Origin of the sequence: Vibrio taketomensis, assembly GCF_009938165.1 — a bacterium.
Taxonomy (GTDB): Bacteria; Pseudomonadota; Gammaproteobacteria; order Enterobacterales; family Vibrionaceae; genus Vibrio; species Vibrio taketomensis.
The window spans coordinates 118,670-141,841 of the sequence record NZ_AP019649.1; the positions used below are offsets into that span (position 1 = coordinate 118,670).

24 protein-coding genes and 1 pseudogene are annotated in these 23,172 nt (G+C 43.4%); 14 read left to right on the forward strand and 11 right to left on the reverse strand.

What is annotated here, in order from left to right; genetic code table 11:
• Positions 1-48 precede the first annotated feature (48 nt).
• Entirely contained in the window at positions 49-474 is a 426-nt protein-coding gene (locus tag Vt282_RS00545; RefSeq protein WP_162047417.1) for a phosphate-starvation-inducible protein PsiE, read from the forward strand.
• Positions 475-534: 60 nt separating this feature from the next.
• Here Vt282_RS00545 and Vt282_RS00550 read toward each other — a convergent pair whose 3' ends face one another.
• Positions 535-1,401 (reverse strand): YicC/YloC family endoribonuclease, encoded by an 867-nt coding sequence (locus Vt282_RS00550; protein WP_162047416.1) that lies wholly within the window; start codon positions 1,399-1,401, stop codon positions 535-537.
• Positions 1,402-1,586: 185 nt separating this feature from the next.
• Between Vt282_RS00550 and rph the strand changes: the two genes are divergently transcribed.
• Together rph and pyrE are read left to right on the forward strand one after the other, a co-directional pair.
• A complete protein-coding gene (gene rph / locus Vt282_RS00555; protein WP_162047415.1) occupies positions 1,587-2,303 on the forward strand; it encodes a ribonuclease PH in 717 nt (238 codons plus the stop codon).
• Between the two features lie 227 nt (positions 2,304-2,530).
• Positions 2,531-3,172 (forward strand): orotate phosphoribosyltransferase, encoded by a 642-nt coding sequence (gene pyrE / locus Vt282_RS00560; protein ID WP_162062296.1) that lies wholly within the window; start codon positions 2,531-2,533, stop codon positions 3,170-3,172.
• A gap of 66 nt (positions 3,173-3,238) precedes the next feature.
• Here the strand turns inward: pyrE and lpxL are convergent, their stop codons facing one another.
• The 3 genes from lpxL to coaBC form a co-directional block, all read right to left on the reverse strand.
• The gene (gene lpxL / locus Vt282_RS00565) at positions 3,239-4,189 is read right to left on the reverse strand and encodes an LpxL/LpxP family Kdo(2)-lipid IV(A) lauroyl/palmitoleoyl acyltransferase (RefSeq protein ID WP_162062297.1); all 951 of its coding nucleotides are present in this window, start codon (positions 4,187-4,189) and stop codon (positions 3,239-3,241) included.
• Between the two features lie 35 nt (positions 4,190-4,224).
• Positions 4,225-4,815: a nucleoid occlusion factor SlmA gene (gene slmA, locus Vt282_RS00570; protein WP_162047412.1), complete on the reverse strand. Its 591-nt coding sequence runs from the start codon at positions 4,813-4,815 to the stop codon at positions 4,225-4,227.
• 95 nt (positions 4,816-4,910) lie between these two features.
• Positions 4,911-6,110 (reverse strand): bifunctional phosphopantothenoylcysteine decarboxylase/phosphopantothenate--cysteine ligase CoaBC, encoded by a 1,200-nt coding sequence (gene coaBC, locus Vt282_RS00575; RefSeq protein WP_162062298.1) that lies wholly within the window; start codon positions 6,108-6,110, stop codon positions 4,911-4,913.
• A 306-nt stretch (positions 6,111-6,416) separates the two neighbouring features.
• Here coaBC and radC point away from each other — a divergent pair, with 306 nt between their 5' ends.
• The 7 genes from radC to Vt282_RS00610 all read left to right on the forward strand — a co-directional run bounded on the left by radC (position 6,417) and on the right by Vt282_RS00610 (position 11,946).
• Positions 6,417-7,091: a RadC family protein gene (gene radC / locus Vt282_RS00580; protein WP_162062299.1), complete on the forward strand. Its 675-nt coding sequence runs from the start codon at positions 6,417-6,419 to the stop codon at positions 7,089-7,091.
• Between the two features lie 281 nt (positions 7,092-7,372).
• Positions 7,373-7,609, forward strand: a complete 237-nt coding sequence (gene rpmB, locus Vt282_RS00585; RefSeq protein ID WP_162047409.1) for a 50S ribosomal protein L28 — start codon at positions 7,373-7,375, stop codon at positions 7,607-7,609.
• A 13-nt stretch (positions 7,610-7,622) separates the two neighbouring features.
• The gene (gene rpmG, locus Vt282_RS00590) at positions 7,623-7,793 is read left to right on the forward strand and encodes a 50S ribosomal protein L33 (protein ID WP_075652128.1); all 171 of its coding nucleotides are present in this window, start codon (positions 7,623-7,625) and stop codon (positions 7,791-7,793) included.
• A gap of 261 nt (positions 7,794-8,054) precedes the next feature.
• Complete coding sequence (locus tag Vt282_RS00595) at positions 8,055-9,461, forward strand: phosphoethanolamine transferase (RefSeq protein ID WP_232055074.1); 1,407 nt, start codon at positions 8,055-8,057, stop codon at positions 9,459-9,461.
• A gap of 79 nt (positions 9,462-9,540) precedes the next feature.
• Positions 9,541-10,032, forward strand: a complete 492-nt coding sequence (locus Vt282_RS00600; protein WP_162062301.1) for a hypothetical protein — start codon at positions 9,541-9,543, stop codon at positions 10,030-10,032.
• Between the two features lie 13 nt (positions 10,033-10,045).
• The gene (mutM, locus tag Vt282_RS00605) at positions 10,046-10,852 is read left to right on the forward strand and encodes a bifunctional DNA-formamidopyrimidine glycosylase/DNA-(apurinic or apyrimidinic site) lyase (protein WP_162062302.1); all 807 of its coding nucleotides are present in this window, start codon (positions 10,046-10,048) and stop codon (positions 10,850-10,852) included.
• Positions 10,853-10,941: 89 nt separating this feature from the next.
• On the forward strand, positions 10,942-11,946 hold the full coding sequence (locus Vt282_RS00610) for an NAD-dependent epimerase (protein ID WP_162062303.1): 1,005 nt from the start codon (positions 10,942-10,944) through the stop codon (positions 11,944-11,946).
• A 38-nt stretch (positions 11,947-11,984) separates the two neighbouring features.
• Here Vt282_RS00610 and coaD read toward each other — a convergent pair whose 3' ends face one another.
• Complete coding sequence (coaD, locus tag Vt282_RS00615; protein ID WP_162062304.1) at positions 11,985-12,467, reverse strand: pantetheine-phosphate adenylyltransferase; 483 nt, start codon at positions 12,465-12,467, stop codon at positions 11,985-11,987.
• Between the two features lies 1 nt (position 12,468).
• Complete coding sequence (locus tag Vt282_RS00620) at positions 12,469-13,515, reverse strand: glycosyltransferase family 9 protein (RefSeq protein WP_162062305.1); 1,047 nt, start codon at positions 13,513-13,515, stop codon at positions 12,469-12,471.
• Positions 13,516-13,613: 98 nt separating this feature from the next.
• Between Vt282_RS00620 and Vt282_RS00625 the strand changes: the two genes are divergently transcribed.
• Positions 13,614-14,327: a 3-deoxy-D-manno-octulosonic acid kinase gene (locus tag Vt282_RS00625; RefSeq protein ID WP_162062306.1), complete on the forward strand. Its 714-nt coding sequence runs from the start codon at positions 13,614-13,616 to the stop codon at positions 14,325-14,327.
• On the opposite strand, the gene waaA is transcribed toward Vt282_RS00625, so the two are convergent.
• Entirely contained in the window at positions 14,324-15,586 is a 1,263-nt protein-coding gene (waaA, locus tag Vt282_RS00630; RefSeq protein ID WP_162062307.1) for a lipid IV(A) 3-deoxy-D-manno-octulosonic acid transferase, read from the reverse strand. The genes Vt282_RS00625 and waaA overlap by 4 nt on opposite strands.
• A 107-nt stretch (positions 15,587-15,693) precedes the next feature.
• Here waaA and Vt282_RS00635 point away from each other — a divergent pair, with 107 nt between their 5' ends.
• From Vt282_RS00635 to Vt282_RS00645, 3 genes are all read left to right on the forward strand, one after another.
• Positions 15,694-16,767 (forward strand): CDP-glycerol glycerophosphotransferase family protein, encoded by a 1,074-nt coding sequence (locus Vt282_RS00635; protein ID WP_232055075.1) that lies wholly within the window; start codon positions 15,694-15,696, stop codon positions 16,765-16,767.
• A gap of 16 nt (positions 16,768-16,783) precedes the next feature.
• On the forward strand, positions 16,784-17,551 hold the full coding sequence (locus Vt282_RS00640) for a glycosyltransferase family 2 protein (protein WP_162062308.1): 768 nt from the start codon (positions 16,784-16,786) through the stop codon (positions 17,549-17,551).
• Between the two features lie 550 nt (positions 17,552-18,101).
• Positions 18,102-18,296 carry a hypothetical protein gene (locus Vt282_RS00645; protein WP_162062309.1) on the forward strand — a complete coding sequence of 65 codons (195 nt, stop codon included), beginning with the start codon at positions 18,102-18,104 and terminating at the stop codon, positions 18,294-18,296.
• Positions 18,297-18,684: 388 nt separating this feature from the next.
• Here the strand turns inward: Vt282_RS00645 and Vt282_RS20280 are convergent, their stop codons facing one another.
• From Vt282_RS20280 to rfaD, 4 genes and pseudogenes are all read right to left on the reverse strand, one after another.
• Positions 18,685-19,074, reverse strand: a complete 390-nt coding sequence (locus tag Vt282_RS20280) for a glycosyltransferase family 4 protein (RefSeq protein WP_232055076.1) — start codon at positions 19,072-19,074, stop codon at positions 18,685-18,687.
• Between the two features lie 667 nt (positions 19,075-19,741).
• On the reverse strand, positions 19,742-20,698 hold the full coding sequence (gene lpxM / locus Vt282_RS00655; RefSeq protein WP_162062310.1) for a lauroyl-Kdo(2)-lipid IV(A) myristoyltransferase: 957 nt from the start codon (positions 20,696-20,698) through the stop codon (positions 19,742-19,744).
• A gap of 90 nt (positions 20,699-20,788) precedes the next feature.
• A pseudogene (locus tag Vt282_RS00660) lies at positions 20,789-21,953 on the reverse strand (nucleotide sugar dehydrogenase).
• A gap of 33 nt (positions 21,954-21,986) precedes the next feature.
• A complete protein-coding gene (rfaD, locus tag Vt282_RS00665) occupies positions 21,987-22,934 on the reverse strand; it encodes an ADP-glyceromanno-heptose 6-epimerase (RefSeq protein ID WP_162062311.1) in 948 nt (315 codons plus the stop codon).
• Positions 22,935-23,172 lie beyond the last annotated feature (238 nt).

The following is a 23,172-nucleotide window of genomic DNA, read 5'->3' on the forward strand; positions in this document are numbered from 1 at the left end:
CCATGGTACTATTATTAAAATCAATAATAAGAAAGTGGAATAGTAACCATGCCTTCTCATTTACCTCCTTCGTTTAGTCGACCTTTTCTCCGCCTTTTCCATCTTCTTGAAGCCGTACTGTTGGTTGCGATCACACTAGCGACCGTGTGGGCGATGGTAGAAGAATTTGTACATATCTATGTGCAAAAGAGAGTAATGCTGGAAGATATTCTCCTGATGTTCATTTATCTTGAAGTGCTCGCCATGGTGGGGCAGTTTGTGATGAACGGTAAGATCCCAGTGCGTTATCCAATCTATATCGCGATGATGGCGATTGCTCGTTACATCACATTGGGGATGAAAGAGCTCGATTCGGTGATGATCGTGTGGCTCTCGTTGGCGGCGTTTATTCTTGCTGCTGCGACTTTGTTGATTCGCGTTGGCCACCATTATTGGCCATATATTGATGGCAAAACATCGGAAAAAGATGAGTAATGAATAACATAAAAAAATCCCCGCAATGCGGGGATTTTTACGTTTATAGAGAGTAAATGCTTACTCGATATTCTGGATCTGTTCGCGCATTTGCTCGATCAGTACTTTTAGTTCAACACCCGATGCGGTGATATCTGTACTGATTGATTTTGATGCAAGCGTATTTGATTCACGGTTAAACTCTTGCATCATGAAATCAAGCTTACGGCCGCATGCGCCACCTTTTTTCATTACGGCCAACGCTTCTTTTACGTGAGAATCTAGGCGGTCGAGTTCTTCAGCAACATCAGATTTTTGCGCTAGAAGAATCAGCTCTTGCTCTACACGTGAAGCATCAAGCTCAATTTTTGCTTCTTCAAATTTATTCAGTAGGCGCTCACGTTGCCAAGTAAGAATTTCTGGCATGCGGGCACGCACTTTTACCACTTCATCCGTAATGGCTGTTAGGCGCTGCTCAATCAATGCCTTCATGTTGTCACCTTCACGGCCACGTGCATCGATGAACTCAGAAAGTGCCTCATCAAAACCTGCTAATAGGTCTTTGTTGATGGCATCCATATCTTGTTCTGGCGTTTCCATCACGCCAGGCCACTGCATGACTTGGAATGGATTAATGCGGCTTAATTCACCCGTCATGTGCATCACTTGCTCAGCCGCTTTGATTACCTGACTAGCAAGAGTTTCATTGATGGTTAGCTCGCCTTTTGCTGAGGGATTCGCCTCAAAGCGTAAGTGACATTCCACTTTACCGCGTGCTAGACGTTGGCGAAAACGCTCGCGCAGTACTGGTTCTAAACCACGGAATTGTTCCGGTAGGCGGAAGTAAGTTTCTAGGTAGCGTTGGTTTACGCTGCGGATTTCCCATACGGCTGTACCCCAAGTGCCTTTAAGCTCTTTGCGCGCATAGGCCGTCATACTGTAGATCATCGAATTTTCCTGTCTATATCTGCTGAAAATTAACCCTGAGATAGTAGCACAGTCGCAGCTATAGTCCCGATATTAGTGCTAAGCAATTGAATTGTTATTGTCGCCATACTCGCCAGCGCAAACCTTTTCGGTTATAATCTTGCCCCAACCAAAACGTCTCCCCCTAAACCTAAAGGTAGATGCCCATGCGTCCAAACGATCGCAAGGCGGATCAAGTTCGCCCAATAAAAATTACACGTAACTACACTGCTTACGCAGAAGGCTCCGTTCTTGTTGAGTTTGGTAACACCAAAGTTCTTTGCAACGCTTCAATTGAAGAAAATGTTCCTCGTTGGTTAAAAGGCCAAGGTAAAGGCTGGGTGACGGCTGAATATGGCATGCTGCCACGTGCAACGCATTCACGTACTCGTCGTGAAGCGACTAATGGCCAGCAAGGTGGTCGTACGATGGAGATTCAACGTCTTATCGCGCGTAGCCTACGCGCAGTGGTGGATCTAAAAGCGATGGGCGAGTTTATGATCACGGTTGACTGTGACGTAATTCAAGCCGATGGTGGTACGCGTACTGCGTCTATCTCAGGTGCAAGTGTGGCGCTAGCGGATGCATTCCAACACCTAATCGATAGCGGTAAGCTAAAGACTAACCCAATGAAAGGCCATGTAGCGGCTGTTTCAGTGGGTCTGCTTGGCGAAGACGTATTGTGTGATTTGGAATACGTAGAAGACTCAGCGGCGGATACCGATATGAACGTGGTGATGACTGAAGATGGTCGCATGATCGAAGTGCAAGGCACTGCAGAAGGCGAACCGTTCACGCATACCCAGTTGTTGGCGCTGTTGGAATCGGCGAGCAAAGGTATTGCGGAAATCGTCGCAGCGCAGAAGACGGCGTTAGCCAATTAGTTTTGAGAATAGCTTCCTTTATCGGAGGCTATTTTTTTATTTTCGTCATAGGAAACTTCAATGCGTTGTTAGCTTCGCTTGCTCCCCCTAATCACATACCTGTGTATGCTCATAGGGATGAGAAAGCTTGCTGCCTAGCCTTGAAGCCACCTATATAGAAAATTGAAGTTGTTAGTTTTATTGAAGCATTGTCTAAACAAAGTAGACATTTTAATTGAGAGTGGAAAATGAAAGCATACCAGCGTGAATTTATTGAGTTTGCATTAGAAAAGGAAGTTTTGAAGTTTGGTGAGTTTACTTTGAAATCAGGCCGTAAGAGCCCTTATTTCTTTAACGCTGGCTTATTCAATACTGGTCGTGATTTGGCACGTCTAGGTCGCTTCTATGCTGCGGCACTGGCGGATTCTGGTATTGAGTTTGATGTACTGTTTGGCCCTGCGTACAAGGGTATTCCAATTGCAACGACCACTGCCGTTGCTCTAGCGGATCACCACGATATCGATACGCCATACTGCTTTAACCGTAAAGAAGCCAAAGATCACGGTGAAGGTGGTAACTTGGTTGGTAGCGCACTTGAAGGTCGTATTATGCTGGTGGATGATGTGATCACTGCTGGTACAGCGATCCGTGAATCGATGGAAATCATTCAAGCTAATGGCGCAGACCTTGCCGGTGTATTAGTGGCGATTGACCGTCAAGAAAAAGGCAAAGGTGAGCTATCAGCAATTCAAGAAGTGGAACGTGATTTTGGTTGTGCAGTGATTTCTATTGTGAGTCTGGGTGACCTTATTACTTTTCTAGAAGAAAAAGGTGATAACGCAGAGCAACTAGAAGCAGTCAAAGCATACCGTGCTGAATACGGCATCTAATCGGTACTTGAAAATAAAATAGAAAAAGGGCTGATAAATGATCAGCCCTTTTTACTTTCGATATCGCTACTTGTAGCGAATGCTCTTTGGCACGCTCTCATCTTGCATGGTCTTGTAGCGTTTGTGCAGCCACATCCATTGCGATGGCGCACGTAGAATCACCATTTCGACAAATTTGTTTGTGTAAGCGGCTGCCGCAACCAAGTCTTCCCTTGGGTAGTTTTCTTCTATCGCGGTATCGGCCATGATCTCGTATTTGTGAGCGTCGTTTCTGAAACCTGAACCCATCACAATCGCACAATGCGAGGTATTGGCAAGAATGCTGGTTCCGGTCGTGGTACAAGCATCTTCAACCGCAAAGAAAGGTACAAACGCAGACTTATTACGGCCGTAATCGTGGTCTGGAAGATAGAATAGACGCTCACCATCACGCAGTACGCGAATCATCTGTTTGAGGTCTTTACGATCAATCAGTTTGTTGCCGTTGTGAGTACGTCCCCAATACTGAATGAAGTTGTAGGCAGGGTTGTTATGTGGGCGAAATGCGCCATAGCCGCCGACGCCCAATACCGCAAAAGCACGCGCTGTGATTTCTAAGTTTAGAGCGTGCACGCAGCATAGCAATACACCTTTGTTTTCCTGCTTGTACTTCCAAAGTAAATCAATGTCTTTCGCGATGATAAGACGTTTAAAACGCCACGTTGGCCAAAACCAAGTAATACCGGTTTCAATCAGAGCTAAGCCAGTATTTTTGAAGTTATCTTCAACAATCGCTTGTCGCTCTTGTTCTGATTTTTCAGGGAAGGCGAGCTCAAGGTTGCGCTGAGTAACATGAACGCGTTTTTTGCCATATTTCATGCCGAGCGAACCAAGTGCTCGGCCAAGGCGGAATAAAACAGCGTATGGGAGAATATTAACGATGATCGCCAACAACCCGAAGCCAATCCATACGCCCCAGTTTTTGGGGTGTAGTAAAGCAAGAGAAAAGGTTGGCTTAGTGTATTTGTTATTATCCATAATGGTGACTTTTGCCAATTAACTGAATTTGAGTATTACTCAATTTGATTTTTTAACAGAGCCCAGTACTCATCAAAGTTTGCTGTAGGCTGATATTTAAAATCAGAGCGTACGAAGCGGTTTAAACTACCTTCAACTTGACCAAGCAGTTGTGCGGCAAGAATGCTTTCATCAACTGGGAAAGATTTACCTTCACGCAGTTTACGTTCGCGTAAAATTTGGCGCAGTGAGGTTTCAATGCGTTCAAACAATTGGTTGATACGATCGCGTAAGCGTTCATTTTCAAACATCAACGCGTGACCAGAGAGAATTCGGGTTAAACCTGGGTTGCGTTCTGCGAATGCCAGAATTAATTGTAGCACTAAGCGAATTCGAGTCAGGGTGTCTTTTTCTTCATCAAGAATGCGATTGATGCGCGACATCAATGATTCTTCGATAAATTCGATCAGCCCTTCAAACATGCGAGCTTTGCTTGGGAAATGGCGGTATAACGCCGCTTCAGAAACACCCACTTGTTTAGCGAGTTTGGCTGTTGTAATACGCGATGCACCTTCGTTGGATTCCAACATTTGTGCTAACGCTTGTAAGATTTCTTCTCGGCGATTGGTTTTTCTTGTCCCAGCCATGAACGCTTCCTTTAATGACCACTTTTAGCAAAAAGTAATTCGCCCTGCCGTCAAAGTGAGGCAGGGAGATTAGCTCATAAATTTAGAACTTTCGATTACATCTTATCGGCGATAAGTTGCAGAATCTGAAGTGCAATCTGTTGTTTTGATGCAAGAGTGAGTGGTTGCTCACCATCTTGCCAGTATACGGTAATCGCATTGTCGTTACTATTGAAGCCTTGGCCTGCAACCGAGACATCATTCGCACAGATCATATCTAGGTTCTTACGTGTCAGTTTGCTTAACGCGTACTGTTTTACGTTCTGGGTTTCTGCGGCAAAGCCAACAGTAAATGGTCGATGTTCATCCATTGCCGCAACCGAAGCGACAATATCTGGGTTTTTAACCATTTTGACGGTCATTGAATCGCTGTCATCGGTCTTTTTCAGTTTGTTGTCAGCAATCGTTTCTGGGCGGTAATCCGCCACTGCAGCGCAGCTAATAAAGACATCGTGATTGATGGCGTTGTTCATTATTGCTTGATGCATATCGAGTGCACTTTCAACATCAATACGTGTGCAACCGTGTGGTGTAGCAAGAGATACAGGGCCGCTGACTAAGGTCACCGTTGCGCCCAACATTTGCGCAGCTTGTGCTAACGCAAAGCCCATCTTGCCAGAGCTGTGGTTGCTGATGTAACGCACCGGATCAATCGCTTCACGGGTTGGTCCAGCACTAATGAGGATGGACTTGCCTTGTAGCAGTTTATCGCCAAAGAACGCTTCGCAGCGCTCGACCAATTGCATTGGCTCTAACATGCGGCCCGGGCCAACATCGCCACACGCTTGTTCACCGGCTGCAGGGCCCCAAATGTGCATACCGCGACGCGCTAAGGTAGCGATGTTTTCCTGAGTCGCTTGGTTACGATACATCTGTTGGTTCATGGCAGGAGAAACCACAATCGGAGCGTCACTCGCCAGCACCAGCGTCGTCAGTAAGTCATTACCCATACCAGCAGCCATTCGGGCAATGAGATCGGCGGTTGCAGGCGCAAGCAGCACTAAATCTGCCCATTTTGCCAACTCAATATGGCCCATGGATGCTTCTGCAGCTGGATCTAGCAAGCTGTCAGAAACTGGTCGTCCTGATACGGCTTGCATGGTTAGAGGAGTAATAAATTCTTTTGCCGCTTTGGTCATCACCACTTGCACTTGAGCACCACGCTCAATTAAGCGACGAGTCAGCTCAGCACATTTGTATGCGGCAATCCCACCGCTAATGCCCAGTAGGATTTTTTTACCTGCGAGTGTTTGCATTGTTGTATCTCCAAAATATTGCAGCAGATAATATCACAACCTTGAAGTAGAGATTAACTTGGCACGAGCGGGAGATAGCCAAAATTGAGATATCACAATTCGCAGTATGCTCAGTCGTAAGCTGAGAGCTAAGATTTTGCTCGAAGTTGGTTTATTGGGGTGAGAGGAGCAGGCTGCCATACTTGAGTTAGTAAATGGTTACATAGAAATGTTGGGCTTAAACAGAAATGAGAAACTCGATTTCGATTTTTTCCGTGGTTCGATTCCAATAACCCAATGGCTTTATATCTATATAAGGATAGGTTATTGAGTATTAAGTCCCTCCCGGCTGGTCTTTTACCAAGAGAAAAACTGTTAGCGTTAGGTGCGAGTTCGCTCAGTGATGTTGAATTGCTAGCGATATTTCTGCGTACGGGCACTCAAGGCATGAATGTATTGCAATTGGCTGAGCAGTTAATTAATGAATTCGGTTCATTGAGAAAGCTATTTGCTGCAACTCCGCAGGAGTTTTGTGCTCATAAAGGGCTGGGTAATGCAAAGTATGTGCAGTTGCAGGCTTGTTTAGAGATGTCGCAACGCTACTTAAGTGAGACTTTACAGCGAGGAGATGCTTTAACAAGCCCGCAATTAACGAAGTTATATTTATCTAGCGTATTGCGTGATCGCCAGCGTGAAGCCTTCTATATATTGTTTCTAGATAACCAACATCGCGTGATTAGCTCTGAAGTGATGTTTGAAGGGACGATAGATTCTGCCTCTGTATATCCACGCGAAGTCGTGAAACGTTCCTTAGAACACAATGCTGCCGCTTTAATCATCGCGCATAACCATCCATCGGGGATTGCAGAGCCAAGCCAAGCTGATCGCCGTATTACTAGGCGTTTAATTGATGCTTTGGCCTTGGTTGAGATAAGAATTCGCGACCATTTTGTGGTCGGAGATGGGGAAGTTATCTCCTTTGCGGAGCGTGGCTGGATATGAATCACAATTTTAAGTTGTTAGTTTGAAGAAATCTGAGTACAATCCTCCGACATTTTTTGAACGTAAATTCAGCTCTGCTCAAAAAAAGATCACGAAAACCTGTAAAAAGGATCTGTTCGGGACTTGAGCAATGCTGGTCAAGTTAGTATAATGCGCGACCTTTGATAGCCTTGTATAGACTTTCTATAGCGGCTCTTAACCTCTAACCTTCTGTTTAGAAATAGAAGAGGTTCGGCCACCAAGGTTGATATCGAGCTGAAACGATTTTGGAGAAGACATTCATGTCACGAGTATGCCAAGTAACTGGTAAGCGTCCAGTAACGGGTAACAACCGTTCACACGCACGAAATGCTACTAAGCGTCGTTTTCTGCCGAACCTACAAACTCATCGTTTCTGGGTAGAGAGCGAAAAACGTTTTGTTAAACTACGTCTATCTGCTAAAGGTATGCGCATTATCGACAAGAAAGGCATCGATGCTGTTCTTGCTGATATCCGTACACGTGGCGAAAACGTTTAAGAGGAAATAGGCAATGGCAAAGAAAGGCGTTCGTGAGAAAATCCGTCTAGTATCTACTGCTGAGACAGGTCACTTCTACACAACTGACAAGAACAAACGTAACATGCCTGGCAAATTCGAGATCAAGAAATTTGATCCTGTAGTTCGCAAGCACGTTGTGTACAAAGAAGCTAAAATCAAGTAATTGATTTTTCTTTGTAGCTTCTTAACAGAAGTCTGTATTAGAAAACCCAACTTTCGAGTTGGGTTTTTCTTTTTGGATCAAATAATAACCGTTAAAATTGCTCTAGCGTTGTTTTGATATTTTAGGTGTTATCAAATGCTATTAGTTAATAGAGTAATAAAGTTCATCGCTTTGTTAGCGCTTGCGTATGTAATGACGTTTGCGTTGGGCTATGAAGTGAAAGTCGATAGTTTGATTATGTTAATGATCACTGTCGCGTTTTTGAAAACCAGCCATTTTGGTAAGCGTGCATTCCTTGTTTGGATTGCCCTCACAACACTCTATATTCCAGTTGCGTGGAACTACGGCGCCCCTAATTTAACTATCATTTCTTCTTTGATTGAAACCAACCCTTCAGAAGCGATGGAATTTACTCAAGATTTAGAATTGGTCACAGTTTTTGCTGCTGTTGGTTTTTTTCTACTGAGCTGTATTCTATTTCGAATCGTTCCTGCTATTCCCTTACAGAAAAGCTCACTGCTCTATCTGGCGGCATTCACTTTTTTGATTTTTGATAAACCCGTTAGAACGATTATTGAACGTGATATAGACCAACACTACAGCCATGCAATGCTGGATCATATGCGCTATACCCCTATTCGCTTTGCCTTCGATTGGTATGACGCCTACGACAAATATTACCGATATCATCAGCAGCTAGCAGAACAACAAAAAATAGCACCAACTTGGAAGGTGTTGTCGCATCGAGATTTACCGACCAATACGATTTTAGTCATTGGCGAGAGTGTGCGAAAAGATTATATGCATGCTTATGGTTTTTCTATGGAAAACACTCAGTTTATGTCGCATGCCAACGGGCAACTTTGGACCAACTTTATCTCTCCGGGACCGAACACGCTAACTTCTGTGATGAGATACATCACTCTTAATCACGGATTAGGCATAGAGGCTCATAATAATATCAATACGTTGGCTGAGGCTGCTGGCATTGAAACATTCTGGATTTCTAATCAAGGCCGAATCGGTGAGTTTGATACCAGTATTAGCTCTGTTGCTGGTTATGCTAATTCAGTGTTTTTTACACGCACTGGTAGTTATGCCGACTCGAAAATTTATGATAGTGAATTATTGCCATCGATAAAGAATGCTCTTTCCAGCAGCAATAAAGCAAAACTGATTGTTGTGCATTTAATGGGTTCGCATTCCGCATTTTGTGACCGTGTGGAAGAGGAGCCTTCGTTCCAATTTAATGGTGATAAGATCTCGTGTTATGTTGAATCCATCGGGCAAACTGATGCTTTTATTGAAAAAATCAATCAATTTGCTCAAGCGCAAGCTTTGCCGTACAACTTGGTTTATGTTGCTGACCATGGACTAGCGCATCGAAATGGTGGGCGCAATCTGCGTCACGATCCATCTAAGAAGCAATCGTATCAAGTACCGCTATTTATTACAGGTACAGCATTTACAGCGCGAGAAGTTATTGATTATCCGCGTAATGGTTTCGCTTTGCTTCGAGCTATGTCAGAGTTGATGGGGATCTCTACTGAACAATTTAAGCAATCTCCGTCATTCTTCTCGCCGTACAAGGATGAGGCAACGGTGAACAATGGTGAGGGACAGCTTGTTCCATTGTCTAGCTTAAAGGATGATCCTATCGTTTCATGACGTGGTCGTTGGTGACGGCTAAGGAGTCGTTACCACTTATTATAGATTCACCGAGAAGCTGTTTAATTAAGGAAGGATTATGCGTAAAACGATTAAGCAACGCCGCCGTTGGAACTACTTACTGATGTTTGTAGTAGTGGTGTTTATGGTTCTGCTTAACCTTCCCACTTTGATAAAACAATATCTTATTCCAGCACCAGATGAGCAAATTATTGCTCATCCATACCTAATAAATCCTGATGCAGAGTTGCGTGCATTGCACTCAAGTCAGTGGTCGCTTACTCACCAAGAAGGTGTATGGGCTTTGAATGTGTCGAGTAAGGTTGAACCGCAACAATTGGCGCAACGTTGGCGCTCGCTAGTAGGAACTGAGCTCTCTCCACAACAGTTTCAATCACTCAAGCCATCATTGAATTCACCAAGCTCAATTGAAGTCTGGTACGTTGGTCAGGATGAGCCACAAAGAATCACTTACTATCAATTGCCGCAGTTTTGGCTGTTGAAAAACTGGCAAGATAAATGGATTGCCGTTACGGTAGAGCCTAGCTATTTGCTGCTTAGCCTGAACTAAGTTGGAGTGATTTATGCCAGAGTTACCTGAAGTTGAAGTGAGCCGCATGGGAATCTCCCCTCATTTAATTGGCCAACAAATTAAATCTCTTACCTTTCGTACTCCGAAATTGCGTTGGCATATCCCAAAAGAACTCAAGCAATTAGAAGGTCACATCGTGCGTGATATTCGCCGTCGGGCGAAGTATCTCATTATAGAAACTGATGTGGGTAGTGCGATTGTGCATTTGGGGATGTCTGGCTCGTTGCGTGTACTTGATGCGGAACTTCCTGCCGGTAAGCACGATCATGTCGATCTTACCTTGGCGAATGGCAAAGTGCTGCGTTATAACGATCCGCGTCGCTTTGGCGCGTGGTTATTTAGTGAAAATGGTGAGCATGACGTCTTAGAGCATATGGGACCAGAGCCACTAACCGAAGAGTTCAGTGCAGAATATATGTGGGAGAAGGCGTGTAATAAACGCGTAGCCGTAAAACAGTTCATCATGGACAATAAAGTGGTGGTTGGCGTTGGGAATATCTACGCTAGCGAGTCACTATTTAGTGCATGCATTCTTCCAACTCGTGCGGCCAATTCAATTAAATTTAAAGAGTGGCGCCTATTAGTACCTGAGATAAAAAAAGTACTTGAGACTTCGATTCAGCAAGGCGGAACAACATTAAAAGATTTTTCTCAAGTAGACGGTAAACCTGGTTACTTTGCTCAAGAATTACGTGTGTATGGCAAAGCAGGGCAACCCTGCCCACGTTGTGGCGAACCAATACATGAACAAAAAATAGGGCAACGTAATACGTTTTTTTGCCCTCATTGTCAGAAATGATAAACATAAGATTGAATATCCACGGTATAGTGTAGTGTTGACGAAAACGCTACAATCAAGTGGTATCATCTATTTTAGAGATTAAGAAAATGAAATATTTAGTGACAGGCGCAGCAGGCTTTATTGGCTCTGCAGTATCGGAAAGACTTTGTGCGATGGGGCATCAAGTGGTCGGTATCGACAATCTAAACGATTATTACGATGTGTCACTAAAGCATGCTCGTCTTGAGCGAGCCGCTCATCCTGAATTCCAGTTTATTGAATTGGATTTAGCCGATCGTGAAGGTATTGCGGCGCTATTTGCTGAGCAAAAATTTGACCGTGTTATTCATCTTGCCGCTCAAGCAGGTGTACGTTACTCGATTGATAACCCAATGGCTTATGCCGATAGTAACTTAGTGGGTCATTTAACCATCTTGGAAGGCTGTCGCCATCATAAGATTCAGCACTTAGTCTATGCATCATCAAGTTCTGTGTATGGATTGAACCAAAAAATGCCATTTGATACTGCAGATTCTGTCGATCATCCGATTTCTTTGTACGCGGCAACCAAAAAGTCGAACGAATTGATGGCGCATACATACTCACATCTCTACGGACTTCCAACTACAGGTCTGCGTTTTTTCACGGTTTATGGCCCGTGGGGACGTCCGGATATGGCGTTGTTTAAGTTCACCAATGCGATTGTTAAAGGTGAAACTATCGATGTCTACAACAATGGCGATATGCGTCGTGACTTCACTTACATCGATGATATTGTCGAAGGAATTATCCGTATTCAAGATGTGATCCCACAGAAAAATGTCGACTGGACGGTAGAACAAGGTTCACCAGCAAGCAGTTCAGCACCATATAAGGTCTATAACATTGGTCATGGCAGTCCAGTTAAGCTGATGGATTACATTGAATCTCTGGAGACATCATTGGGTATGGAAGCGAAGAAAAACTTTATGCCGATGCAGCCGGGTGATGTCTACGCGACTTATGCGGATACTGAAGATTTGTTTAAAGCAACAGGATACGTGCCGCAGGTAAAAGTAAAGGAAGGTGTCCAAGCTTTTGTTGATTGGTATAAGCAGTACTACCAAATTTAATAAAAAAGCGAGCTGAATAGCTCGCTTTTTTGTATCTGTTAAGTGCGTTTTTTCTCTTCAAGAGCCTTGGCGACGATCTCAGGAACAAAATTTGAAACATCACCCCCATGGATGGCAACTTCTCTTACAATCGTCGACGAGAGAAATGCAAACTCTTCAGATGGCGTTAAGAAAATGCTTTCTAATCCGGGCAGCAGTTTGCGATACATACTGGTCAAGCCGAATTCGTACTCAAAGTCCATAGTAGTTCTTAAACCACGAATTAGCACGTTACCGTTTTGTTGCTCGACAAAATCCACGAGTAATCCTGAAAAACCTTGCACAGATACATTAGGAAGATCTGCTACCGCAGCTTTTAACAGTTCGACGCGCTCTTCTAAGCTAAACATGGTGTTTTTGCTTGGACTAGCGGCAACGCCGATAGTGAGGTGGTCAAACATTTTAGCTGCACGGGCAATGATGTCGATATGACCATTGGTAACAGGGTCAAAGGTACCAGGATAAATGACATGGTTAGACATATTATTGTTCCTTACTCCAAAGGTTATTGAGCTGCTCTTTGACCATATCAACGCTAATATCACGCATTAAGTCATCTCCTTTTGCACGAGTACCCCAAGGTAATGCATCAACAGGTTTGTGGTATTGCGCCTCGACATGCTGTTTATAGACACTAACTACGCTATCGAGATTGTTATACGGGCCAGTACGTAGTGGATTGCTGTGGGCATATAGCCCAATCACTAGTGTTGACTGAGTCGTTGCTAAGTGTGCCGGGCCGGTATCTGGAGCTAATACGATGGTGGCATGCTTCAATACCGCCGTTAATTGCTTCAGTGAGGTTTGTCCGACGATATTTTTGAGCGGCGTATGGCTCAACGCTTCGATCTCTTTGGCTAGTTTCACTTCACGCTCTGCAGGAGAGCCACAAAGTACGACTTGCAGACCTTGAGTCGCGGCATAGTCGGCGATTTCTGCATAGCGCTCGGTGAGCCAGTTGCGTGAATCTTTACTCGCAGCTGGTGCAATCACCAATGTTGGTTTGTTATCCATTACCTGCAGAGCGAAGGCTTCATCGGCTTCACTCAATGGAATATTCCAGCTTGGCTTGTCAAACGTCACACCAATATAGCGAGCAAATTCGGCAAAGTTATCCAGCACATGGAATTGTTCTGAATTTGGCAAGTGGCGGTTAGTAAACAGATATTGCCCTTCACGGGTGCGGTTTTTGCTAAAACCAATTTTATATTTCGCTTTAATACCAATCGAAAGTACGCTTGCACGCAAAGCTGCCTGCATGTGGAGTAGGGCATCAAAGCGCTGTGAAGACAGCTGTTTCCATAGGGCTTTCATGCCTTTAAAGCCTTGTTTTTTGTCAAACACAACGACTTCAATGTTTGGTAAATCTTGGATCAACATGGCCTCAATTTTACCCGTAATCCAAGTGATTTTAGTTTCTGGCCATTGCTTTTGAATCGCTTGAACGACCGAAATAGCATGACAAACATCGCCTATCGCAGAGAGGCGCAAGATGCAAAGCGAGCTTGGAGCTGAAGTAAATAGCGGCATAAATATCGTCTTAAAATTAGCAACCTAAGAATTATGCAGATACTCGCATTGGATGTAAAATATTGAGCGAGTATTCGCCGAATAAGAAAGGTTTGTCCATGCAGCAACTTAGTTTTAACGATCAGGTGATTTGGTTTGAGCCTAGTCTACTAACCAATATAGATCATTCGCAGCTTGCGCAGATTTTTGAACCAGAATTTTGGCAACAGCGAGAGGCTATTGTGGGCAGTGCTCGTGGTCGTGGAACCACTTGGTTTGTGCAACTTGAACAGATGCAGGCGGCGCTGCGTCATTACCGCCGTGGTGGTTTGTTTGGTAAATTGGTCAAGGATAGCTATTACTTCACCAACTGGGATCATACTCGTGGTGCGCGAGAAATCGAGGTATTAGAGGCACTGACTCAACACAAAGTGCATGTACCTCGCGCCATTGCTGCTCGCGCGGTGAAACATGGCTTTTTCTATCGAGCCGATATACTTTCTGAGCGTATCCCTAACGCCAAAGACTTGGTCGATATATTGGTTGAAAGCCCACTTGCACATCAAGTGTATTACGACATTGGTGCAGAGATAAAAAAAATGCACCAAGCAGGCGTCAATCATACCGATCTGAATATTCACAATATCTTGCTCGATGAGCAGCAGAAGGTATGGCTAATTGATTTTGATAAATGTGGCGTACAAGCAGGTGATGCTTGGAAAGCGGGCAATTTGGCACGTCTTCAGCGCTCTTTTATTAAAGAACTGAAAAAGTGCCAAATTCATTGGCAAAAGGCCGACTGGCAAGCATTGCTAGATGGTTACAATGCTTAGTGACGAATGAGCGTGAGCGTTTTACTGAGCGCGCCGCGGTTGCTTTCGACGACTTGTAGCGCGGCTTGTCCCATTTGAAGTCTGCGCTCGCAATGATTAAATAGTTCGGTCAGCTTAGCACTAATCTCTGGCGCATTATCACAGACGCTCAGCGCTTGTTTCTCCATTAGCAAATGGGCAATTTCAGCAAAATTATAGAAGCTCGGGCCGGTGAGCGTGGCCATCGATAGCGCTGCTGGTTCAAGGAAATTGTGCCCACCAACTTTATCGCCAATTAAACTGCCGCCCATAAAACAGATATCAGCACTGGCTAAAATGGTCAGCATCTCACCCATGGTATCGGCAATGTAAACGTTAGTATTATTCGTTATGGTTGCGCTGCTCGAGCGCTTTACCGTTTCAAAGCCAAAACTGTTAGCTAAATTAAAAACTTGCTCGAACCGCTCGGGATGGCGCGGGACGATGATAAGCAGTGCATTAGGAAGGCTTTGTTGTAGCTGTGTGTGCGCGGCGAGTACGATTTCATCCTCACCTTGATGTGTACTTGATGCAACCCAAACTGGGCGATGTTTGCCAATTTGAGCGCGCAGTGCTTGGCCTTGCTCTAGTGCTGAAGAGGGGACGCTAATATCAAACTTTACTGAGCCGGTGACATGTACTTGTTGTTGGATTAAGCCCAAAGCAATAAAGCGCTCTGCATCGCTTGAATACTGACACAGCACTTGAGACAGATTTTGAGCCAATTGATTAAAGATAAATTGGAATTTGGCGTAACGTTTCGCTGAGCGTTCAGATAAGCGCGCATTTAGCACTGAAATAGGGATGCCTGCTTTTGCTACACAATGCAGGGTATTTGGCCAAAGTTCGGTTTCTATGATTAATAATTGTGCGGGTTTAACTTGGCGCAGGAAGCCTTTTACACACCAAGCAAAATCGATTGGCATGTAGCGATGTTCAATTAATTCTCCGAGCTTACTCAGTTGAGCGGCACCTGTGCTTGTGGTTGTAGTCACCACAATAGCTTGTTCAGGGCACTGCTGTTTTATACCTTGGATGATCGGAATTGCCGCGATCACTTCGCCTACTGATACCGCATGAATCCAAATCGGTTGATCGGCGTTGGTTTTGGGTGTGAAGCCGAAATGCTCTTTCCAACGCGGGCCAAACGATGGTTTTCCGGCCTTTTTCTTGTATAAAGAATAGAGCAGTACAGGTGATAAAAATGCGAGAAGTAAGCTGTATAGGAGTCGAATGAGCATCTTTGTTGGGCATCTTGTTTGATAGAGAAAGCAACGAACTCTATCTTAAGTTAGAATAGGTTAATTAACTAGTTTATACCGAATTAAGCTCATAAAGGGAGCATGCTGTGGCTACTAAGCATCGTCGCTATTTAATGTATATCGCTCAAAATTACTCTTACGCTATTTTACGTCCACTGCAAAAGGTGATCTTAGAGCAACAAGGTGAAGTGCGTTGGTTTTTAGAAGGTGATGAAGTCGATGGAAAATTTCTAGCGAATGATGAAATTCGCTTGGCGACGATTGATGAAGTGAATGCGTGGCAACCTGATGCGGTATTTGTGCCAGGAAACGTTGTGCCTGATTTTATTCCTGGGGTAAAAATCGGTGTCTTTCATGGTTTCAATTCCGGCAAGTTAAATCGCCGCGGTCGAGAAGACCATTTTGAAATTCGCGGCTGCTTCGATATGTACTGTACGCAAGGTCCGCAAACGACAGCTCCTTTTTTGGAATTAGAGAAACAACATGGTTTCTTTAAGGTCAAAGAAACGGGATGGCCAATGCTTGATCCTTTATTTAATGCGCTCGAAGTTAATCCTTACGTTGATGTTAATGACACTCGCCCGACAGTGCTGATGTGTTCGACGTTTTCGCGTAACTTGACGTGTGCACCACTCTTGTATGAGCAAATTAAGCGCATGTCACAAAGTGGGAAATGGCGCTGGCTGGTACAATTTCATCCGAAAATGTCACCAGAGATCGTTGATATGTACAAGGCTCTGCAAGGGGACCATCTAACATTTGTTGAAACGGACAATGTTATTCCGCTGCTGCAAGCTGCAGATGTAATGTTATGTGACACCTCATCTGTACTGTTGATGTTTTTGCTACAGCGAAAACCTGTGGTGACATTTAGAAATCAAGCGCCAATGCCACATTTAATGGATCTGGATGATAAAGAAAAGGTTGAGGATGCTCTTGAGATTGCGTTATCTCGACCTGAAGCGTTAATGACAGCCATTGAAGAGTATTGCCAATTTATTCATCCGTACCAAGATGGCTATTCCAGTGAGCGCGTGTTAGCGGCGGCGAATGAATTGATCGACCAAGGGTTAGGTGGCTTAAAGCGCAAACCGATGAATCTAGTGCGTAAGTTCAAAATGCGTAAAAAACTAGGCTATTGGAAATTAGGCCGTTTTTAATATTTAGGTACAACAGATGAAAAAACACACACTGTCTGTCATTGTGATTACTAAAAATGAACAGGATCGTATTGAAACCTGCCTCCAATCGGTGGTGGATGTTGCTGATGAAATTATCGTTCTAGATAGTGGCTCAACTGATGAAACAGTAAATATTTGTCGTCGATATACAGACAACGTTGAAATTACAGATTGGCCGGGTTTCGGTGTTCAAAAGCAACGAGCGTTAGCAAAAGTGACGAAGGATTGGGTTTTATCGATCGATGCGGATGAAGCGCTCGATGAGGAGATGAAAGCGGCGTTAATCGTGTTGCTTTCTCAAGATGAGATTTCGCATACCGCATACAAATTGCCTTGGGGTGTCACTCTTTATGGCAAAACACTCAATTACGGGCGCAGTGCGCGTGCAGTGCTACGTTTGTTCCAACGTGAAGGTGCGGTTTATACCGCAGATGAAGTGCATGAAACGGTGATTCCAGCGACTGGTTCTACTGGGGTACTCAAAGGACGTTTGCTGCATTATACCCATCGTGACTATGGACATGGTTTGGATAAAGCAGCGCAATATGCTTGGCTTGGTGCGCAGAAATATCATCGTAAGGGTAAAAAGAGCTCTGGGCTTTTTGTCGCACTACTGCGCTCGATCTGGACGTTCTTCTTAATTTATTTTATCCGCCGCGGCTTTTTAGATGGCAGTGTCGGCTTTATTGTTGCAATGACGTATGCCCAAGTGAATTTTAACAAACACGTTGGTTTGTGGTTGCTAGAAAAAGGAAGGAGTTAATCGGTGGCTTATCGAACAAGGAAGGGTTCAATCGGTGGCTTTTAAATTAGAGTACTGCTTATCAGATACTTACAATGTAGGGGACGACCTGAACCCTTGGTTATGGCCGCAGCTATTAGGTGATTTGGTTGTAGAAGATAGTTCTCGATATTTTTAGGTATCGGAACTATTTTGACGGAAAAACGGTTAAATAAAGAATTACTCGGCGCGAAAGAGATTATTATATTCTCGTCAGGCGCTTGGGAGTGGAATGTCCCTACGTTGGGTGGTAATTGTACTGTATGGAGTACGAGGCCCGAGAACGGCTAAAAGCTAGACCTAAACCCAGAATCAGTGGTTGGTGATGGTGCTTACCTTATTCGTGAAGTGGAATTTCCAAAGGCGGAAATGCAAAAGGGAAGGTGGGATTTATTCCTCACCACCGCAGTGAAGACTATATTGATTGGGATAAGGTCTGCCAAGAAATAGGTTTGACATACATTACCGCGAAACAACCAGTTGAGCAGTTTTATTAGCTCTTCAAGAGTGTGAATATGTTGTCACTGAGGCAATGCACGGTGCCATTATCGCTGACGCACTGCGTATCCCTTGGAAAGGCGTTCGATTCTCTCCAGCATTTGATGACGAAAAGTGGTATGACTTTGCTGAGTCTATGGATGTGAAATTAATGCTACACGATTTACCTTTTATGAGCATGAATAAGATGTCATATGGTAAGTTATTAGAGAATTCATATAAAGAATAATCGCCAAGCTGATCTCTTCGTCGCCAAGAAAATGGTTGTCACTCGTCATGGTGTACAAACTAGCTTCTAATGACGATATGACTCGTTTGAAAGTCAGGCTTAAAACTTTGGCTGATGAAATGAATAGTTATCAGTTGAGCTCTACTGAGCGATTGAGTGCCATCGTCGCTATGCAAAGAGGCGATAAATAGAATTATTCAAGACAACAAATAGAAATTTTGGGCAGGTAAATAGACTTACCTGCCCATCGTCTCTGTTACTGATTGATGATTTTTTCGAAAAGCTAATGTGTTGTTTTACAGTTTCAGATGATGAGAAGTAGCGTTGAAGTCGAATTTTGCTTTATCTCCCATTTGCGCACATTGTTCTTTACTATTCGCCATATTGTTTATAGCTTCGCCGAGTAACTGGGCATTTTCACTGGAACAATAAGGCCGGTTTCGTTTTGTTCGATAAGCTCTGGAGAACCACCGGTTGTTGTAACGATGGATGGTGTACCATTTGCCATTGCTTCAATAATCGTTCGTGGTAAACCTTCTCCGCTGATTGATGGCTGAATTTGAAAATCAGCCATTGCCATAATCGAAGGTACGTCTTTCGGTGGCCAATGAAGTGAATTCTCTCTGACATAGGGCTTTTTGGCCATATCAAAGTAGGGTTCATAACCACTACCAATGAGCAGTAGATGGAAATTTGGGTTATCAACAAAGTGCGTTGCTTCGATTAGAACATCAATTCCTTTACTTGGTCTAACATGAGCAGCACATACCGCGATCACGTTACTTGAACTTAAACCAAATTCTTCAGGCTTATTGGCCTCAACAGTGTACCAATCTAATTCATGGCCTTTGTAGATGGTAACGACGTTATTTTATTACACCAAACTCTCTTTTACGTCATCTGCTACGGCTTTTGATACACAAACAATACCACTCACCTTGGGATGCAGATGAGTAAGGTAGGCAGAAGGGTCATGACGATATAAACCACCAGTTGTGCCACGATATGTAATTAATGTAGTTTTCGTGCCAATACAAGCAAAGGCTGCGTTTGGGATTGTTTTGGAATTAAAGGCATAAAGATGTCATAGGCCTTGCTGTTCAGTTCTGCTCGATAAGCTTTAATGGTTTTTAAACAAATTTTCTTCTCAGGGTAAGCATCAATAACTTTTACGCCACATTCTCTAAAGCGTTGCGTGTATTCTGCATCCTTGCGTCATTACCGTTACTTCATGGCCTTGCTTTACCATTTCAATAAACATTTCTGCTTCTGGGCGTACACTATTTTTAGCGTGATAGTAAGAACTAGCGACAAAATTTTCATTGAGTTACCGATTAAATTGTTAATTTTATGTGCGTGGCATTGAACGTTTAGCTGAAGTCAATCGATTGAGGGTTGTGTATATTATTGATTTATTTGCTAATTTCGTCCTTCTGTGAGAGAGCTCAATTATAAGGATTGGCATTACTATCTGGACGAGTCTTAAGCAGTCTTAATATCCACATATACTGCTCAGGTTTCGCTGTTACGTAACTCTCGATACACTCATTCATCATCCTAGCATCCATATGTTCATCGCCAGTTGGAAATGGCAGAGCAGGATAAAAATCTAACTCATATTGACCAGATTGACTGTTAAACATGGCAAAGAGCGGAACAATTTTCGCTTTACTTAACGAAGATAGTTTACCAAGTCCTGAAATGGTCGCTTTTTGTGTCGCAAAGAAATCGACAAAAACACTATGCTCTCTTCCTAAGTCTTCATCAGGTAAGTAATAGCCGAGATAGTTGTCAGAGCGAATCGATTTGATAAATGGTTTGATGCCAACGCTGCGATCGTAAACTCTGCCACCATATTGAACCCTTTGTCTGTGCATTAACCAGTCAGAAAGCTTGTTTTTCTGTGCTTTCGCCATCGCAGATACAGGTAATCCTCTCGATGCAAGTAACACTGCCGGAATATCGATCGCCCATGTATGTGGAACGAGTAGGATGACTTTTTGACCGTTGTTTGTCAGTTCAGTAAGGTTAGCAAAACCACGAATAACGGTATTTTTTTCAAGCCATTGTCTGCTTTTAAGGCTTAAAGAAGCAAAGCTAAGAAGATAGCTAATTGAGGTTATGTAAGAGTTTCTTAAGATGAGCTCTCTTTCTTCATTAGACTTTTGAGGGAAACACATTTCGAGGTTAACTCGAGCTCTGCGATTTGCTTTGTTATTTATCTTGGTAGCAATCAATGATAGCGCTTTGGCAAAAGTTAAGCGGAATGAATTGGGAAAAAAACAGAGTAGTGAGGCAAACAAAACAGCTAACCAGGTTCCCCAGTATTTAGGAGCAAGAAAAGCGAACTCAAACTTTGGGTCATAAGCTTTTGGGTCAAAATCATTGCGCTCTGCTATCACAACGGTATGGTCTCTATTAAGTATTTAATTAAATGTTCAAAGCGCACTCAGGGGTACGCTTTAATGAGATTGTTTTTTGCTTAGTAGTGGTTAATCACTGCCAAATAGGTCTCGAGTATATACTTTGTCTGCGACATCTGCCAAACACTCTGCCATTCGATTTGATACGATCACATCAGAACGAACTTTAAACTCCTCGAGGTTTTCTATTATTTCGGAATGGAAGAAATGTGATTCTTTCAATACTGGTTCATAAACAACAACTTCAATCCCTTTTGCTTTTAAGCGTTTCATGATGCCTTGAATTGAAGATGCTCTGAAGTTATCCGATCCCGATTTCATGATTAGACGGTAGATACCAACCACCTTTGGTTTGCGCTTTAAGATACTATCTGCAATGAAGTCTTTACGCGTTCTATTGGCATCAACAATGGCACCAATAATGTTGTTGGGTACGTTTTGGTAGTTGGCGAGCAATTGTTTGGTATCTTTTGGTAAGCAGTAGCCACCATAACCAAAAGATGGATTGTTGTAATGGTTACCAATACGCGGGTCAAGGCCAACACCTTCAATGATTTGGCGAGAATCCAATTTATGTGCTTCTGCATATGAATCCAGTTCATTGAAGTAAGCAACACGCATAGCTAGGTAAGTGTTGGAAAAAAGTTTAACGGCTTCCGCTTCCGTTGAGTTGGTGAATAGCACGGGGATATCTAGTTTTTCGGCACCTTGAATCAGCAGTTTTGCAAATGCTTCTGCTCGCTCGCTTTGCTCACCTACGATGATACGTGATGGGTAGAGATTGTCATACAACGCCTTGCCTTCGCGTAAGAATTCTGGTGAGAATATGATATTTTCACAGTTAAACTCGTGCTTGATTCGCTCGGTATAACCCACGGGTACGGTTGATTTGATGATCATTACCGCGGATGGATTGATAGCATTTACATCTTTAATAACCGCTTCCACAGAAGTGGTATTAAAGTAGTTAGTTTGTGGGTCATAATCTGTCGGCGTGGCAATGACGACAAAATCAGCGTTGTTATATGCGGTATGCTTATCGGTTGTAGCAACAAAATTGAGGCTTTTGATGATAGAAGTGCTCAATTTCAGTGTCGACGATCGGTGACTGCTTACGATTCAGCATCGCCACCTTATCTTCGATAATATCTAGTGCGACAACTTGGTTATGTTGAGCTAATAGCATTGCATTAGATAAGCCCACATAACCCGTTCCTGCGACTGCAATTTTCACGGCTAAGTCCTTACTTTAAAAATAAAAGCGATTTTACGCTTTGTGATTCAAAATCGCCATGTATTCAGCCACACCCTCAGCTACCGTCTTAAATGTAAGATCGCAGCCGGTGCTTCTAAAGTTAGTCAAATCAGCTTGAGTAAACTCTTGATACACGCCAATTAGATGTTGTGGGAATGGAATGGTTTCAATCTCACCCTTGCCATGATGTTTGATGACTGCTTTTGCAACCTCTTCAAACGACTCGGCGCGACCAGTACCGACATTGAAAATACCTGACACGCCGTTTTGTAAGAACCATAGATTTACTGCCGCCACATCGCCCACATAGACAAAATCGCGTTTGAATTGTTCGCTACCAGCAAACAATTTAGGATTCTCCCCAGCATTCATTTGATTGTTCAGGTGAAATGCAACGGAAGCCATAGAGGCTTTATGCTGCTCACGTGGACCATAAACATTGAAGTAGCGGAATCCCGTGATTTGTGACAATTTTTCACCGTGTTCTTTAGCATCTTTCCATAGTCTACGGACATAATTATCAAACAGTTGTTTGGAATAACCGTATACGTTTAAAGCACCTTCGTATTGGGGATCTTCTTTGAAAACGTCAGTTTCACCGTATGTGGCAGCAGATGAAGCATACAAGAATGGAATTTCACGCTCTAGGCAGTAATGAAGAAGCTCTTTGGAATATTCATAGTTATTGAGCATCATGTACTTGCCGTCCCACTCGGTAGTGGATGAGCATGCACCTTCATGAAAAATGGCCTCAATAGGGCTAAAGTTTTCTCCGGACATGATTTGCATCAGAAAGTCATCACGATCCATGTAATCTGCAATTTTCAAATCCACAAGGTTTTGAAACTTTCGACCATTTTTAAGGTTATCGACCACAAGAATGTCGCTAATGCCCTGATCGTTAAGAGCTTTGATGATGTTGCTGCCAATCATGCCAGCACCGCCAGTTACGATGATCATAGTGTTACCCAAGATGGTTTATTACCGAACATAAATTGTATCATTCAAATGCTAATGCACAAAGGTTGAGGAATCTCCGATATGATCTATGAATCAGTCGCATAACACAGGCTGTTTTAGTAATATTAGAAAAATATTAGAAGATACACCAAATTGACCATATTACCATGTTACTTAGTTCCATTTTATTTGGGCTCTAGTTTATGGTTTAGCTAAGGTTAGGAACTTTTAAATGAAC

What these genes read in the sequence shown, in the direction of transcription:
- pyrE (WP_162062296.1), top strand. Translation starts at nt 2,531, where the DNA reads ATGAAAGCATACCAGCGTGAATTTATTGAGTTTGCATTAGAAAAGGAA.
- coaBC (WP_162062298.1), bottom strand. Translation starts at nt 6,110, where the DNA reads ATGCAAACACTCGCAGGTAAAAAAATCCTACTGGGCATTAGCGGTGGG.
- rph (WP_162047415.1), top strand. Translation starts at nt 1,587, where the DNA reads ATGCGTCCAAACGATCGCAAGGCGGATCAAGTTCGCCCAATAAAAATT.
- Vt282_RS00640 (WP_162062308.1), top strand. Translation starts at nt 16,784, where the DNA reads ATGAAAAAACACACACTGTCTGTCATTGTGATTACTAAAAATGAACAG.
- Vt282_RS00625 (WP_162062306.1), top strand. Translation starts at nt 13,614, where the DNA reads ATGCAGCAACTTAGTTTTAACGATCAGGTGATTTGGTTTGAGCCTAGT.
- rpmB (WP_162047409.1), top strand. Translation starts at nt 7,373, where the DNA reads ATGTCACGAGTATGCCAAGTAACTGGTAAGCGTCCAGTAACGGGTAAC.
- Vt282_RS00645 (WP_162062309.1), top strand. Translation starts at nt 18,102, where the DNA reads ATGCACGGTGCCATTATCGCTGACGCACTGCGTATCCCTTGGAAAGGC.
- Vt282_RS00620 (WP_162062305.1), bottom strand. Translation starts at nt 13,515, where the DNA reads ATGCCGCTATTTACTTCAGCTCCAAGCTCGCTTTGCATCTTGCGCCTC.
- Vt282_RS00545 (WP_162047417.1), top strand. Translation starts at nt 49, where the DNA reads ATGCCTTCTCATTTACCTCCTTCGTTTAGTCGACCTTTTCTCCGCCTT.
- Vt282_RS00550 (WP_162047416.1), bottom strand. Translation starts at nt 1,401, where the DNA reads ATGATCTACAGTATGACGGCCTATGCGCGCAAAGAGCTTAAAGGCACT.
- lpxL (WP_162062297.1), bottom strand. Translation starts at nt 4,189, where the DNA reads ATGGATAATAACAAATACACTAAGCCAACCTTTTCTCTTGCTTTACTA.
- waaA (WP_162062307.1), bottom strand. Translation starts at nt 15,586, where the DNA reads ATGCTCATTCGACTCCTATACAGCTTACTTCTCGCATTTTTATCACCT.
- rpmG (WP_075652128.1), top strand. Translation starts at nt 7,623, where the DNA reads ATGGCAAAGAAAGGCGTTCGTGAGAAAATCCGTCTAGTATCTACTGCT.
- mutM (WP_162062302.1), top strand. Translation starts at nt 10,046, where the DNA reads ATGCCAGAGTTACCTGAAGTTGAAGTGAGCCGCATGGGAATCTCCCCT.
- coaD (WP_162062304.1), bottom strand. Translation starts at nt 12,467, where the DNA reads ATGTCTAACCATGTCATTTATCCTGGTACCTTTGACCCTGTTACCAAT.
- slmA (WP_162047412.1), bottom strand. Translation starts at nt 4,815, where the DNA reads ATGGCTGGGACAAGAAAAACCAATCGCCGAGAAGAAATCTTACAAGCG.
- Vt282_RS00600 (WP_162062301.1), top strand. Translation starts at nt 9,541, where the DNA reads ATGCGTAAAACGATTAAGCAACGCCGCCGTTGGAACTACTTACTGATG.
- Vt282_RS00610 (WP_162062303.1), top strand. Translation starts at nt 10,942, where the DNA reads ATGAAATATTTAGTGACAGGCGCAGCAGGCTTTATTGGCTCTGCAGTA.
- rfaD (WP_162062311.1), bottom strand. Translation starts at nt 22,934, where the DNA reads ATGATCATCGTAACTGGCGGTGCTGGCATGATTGGCAGCAACATCATC.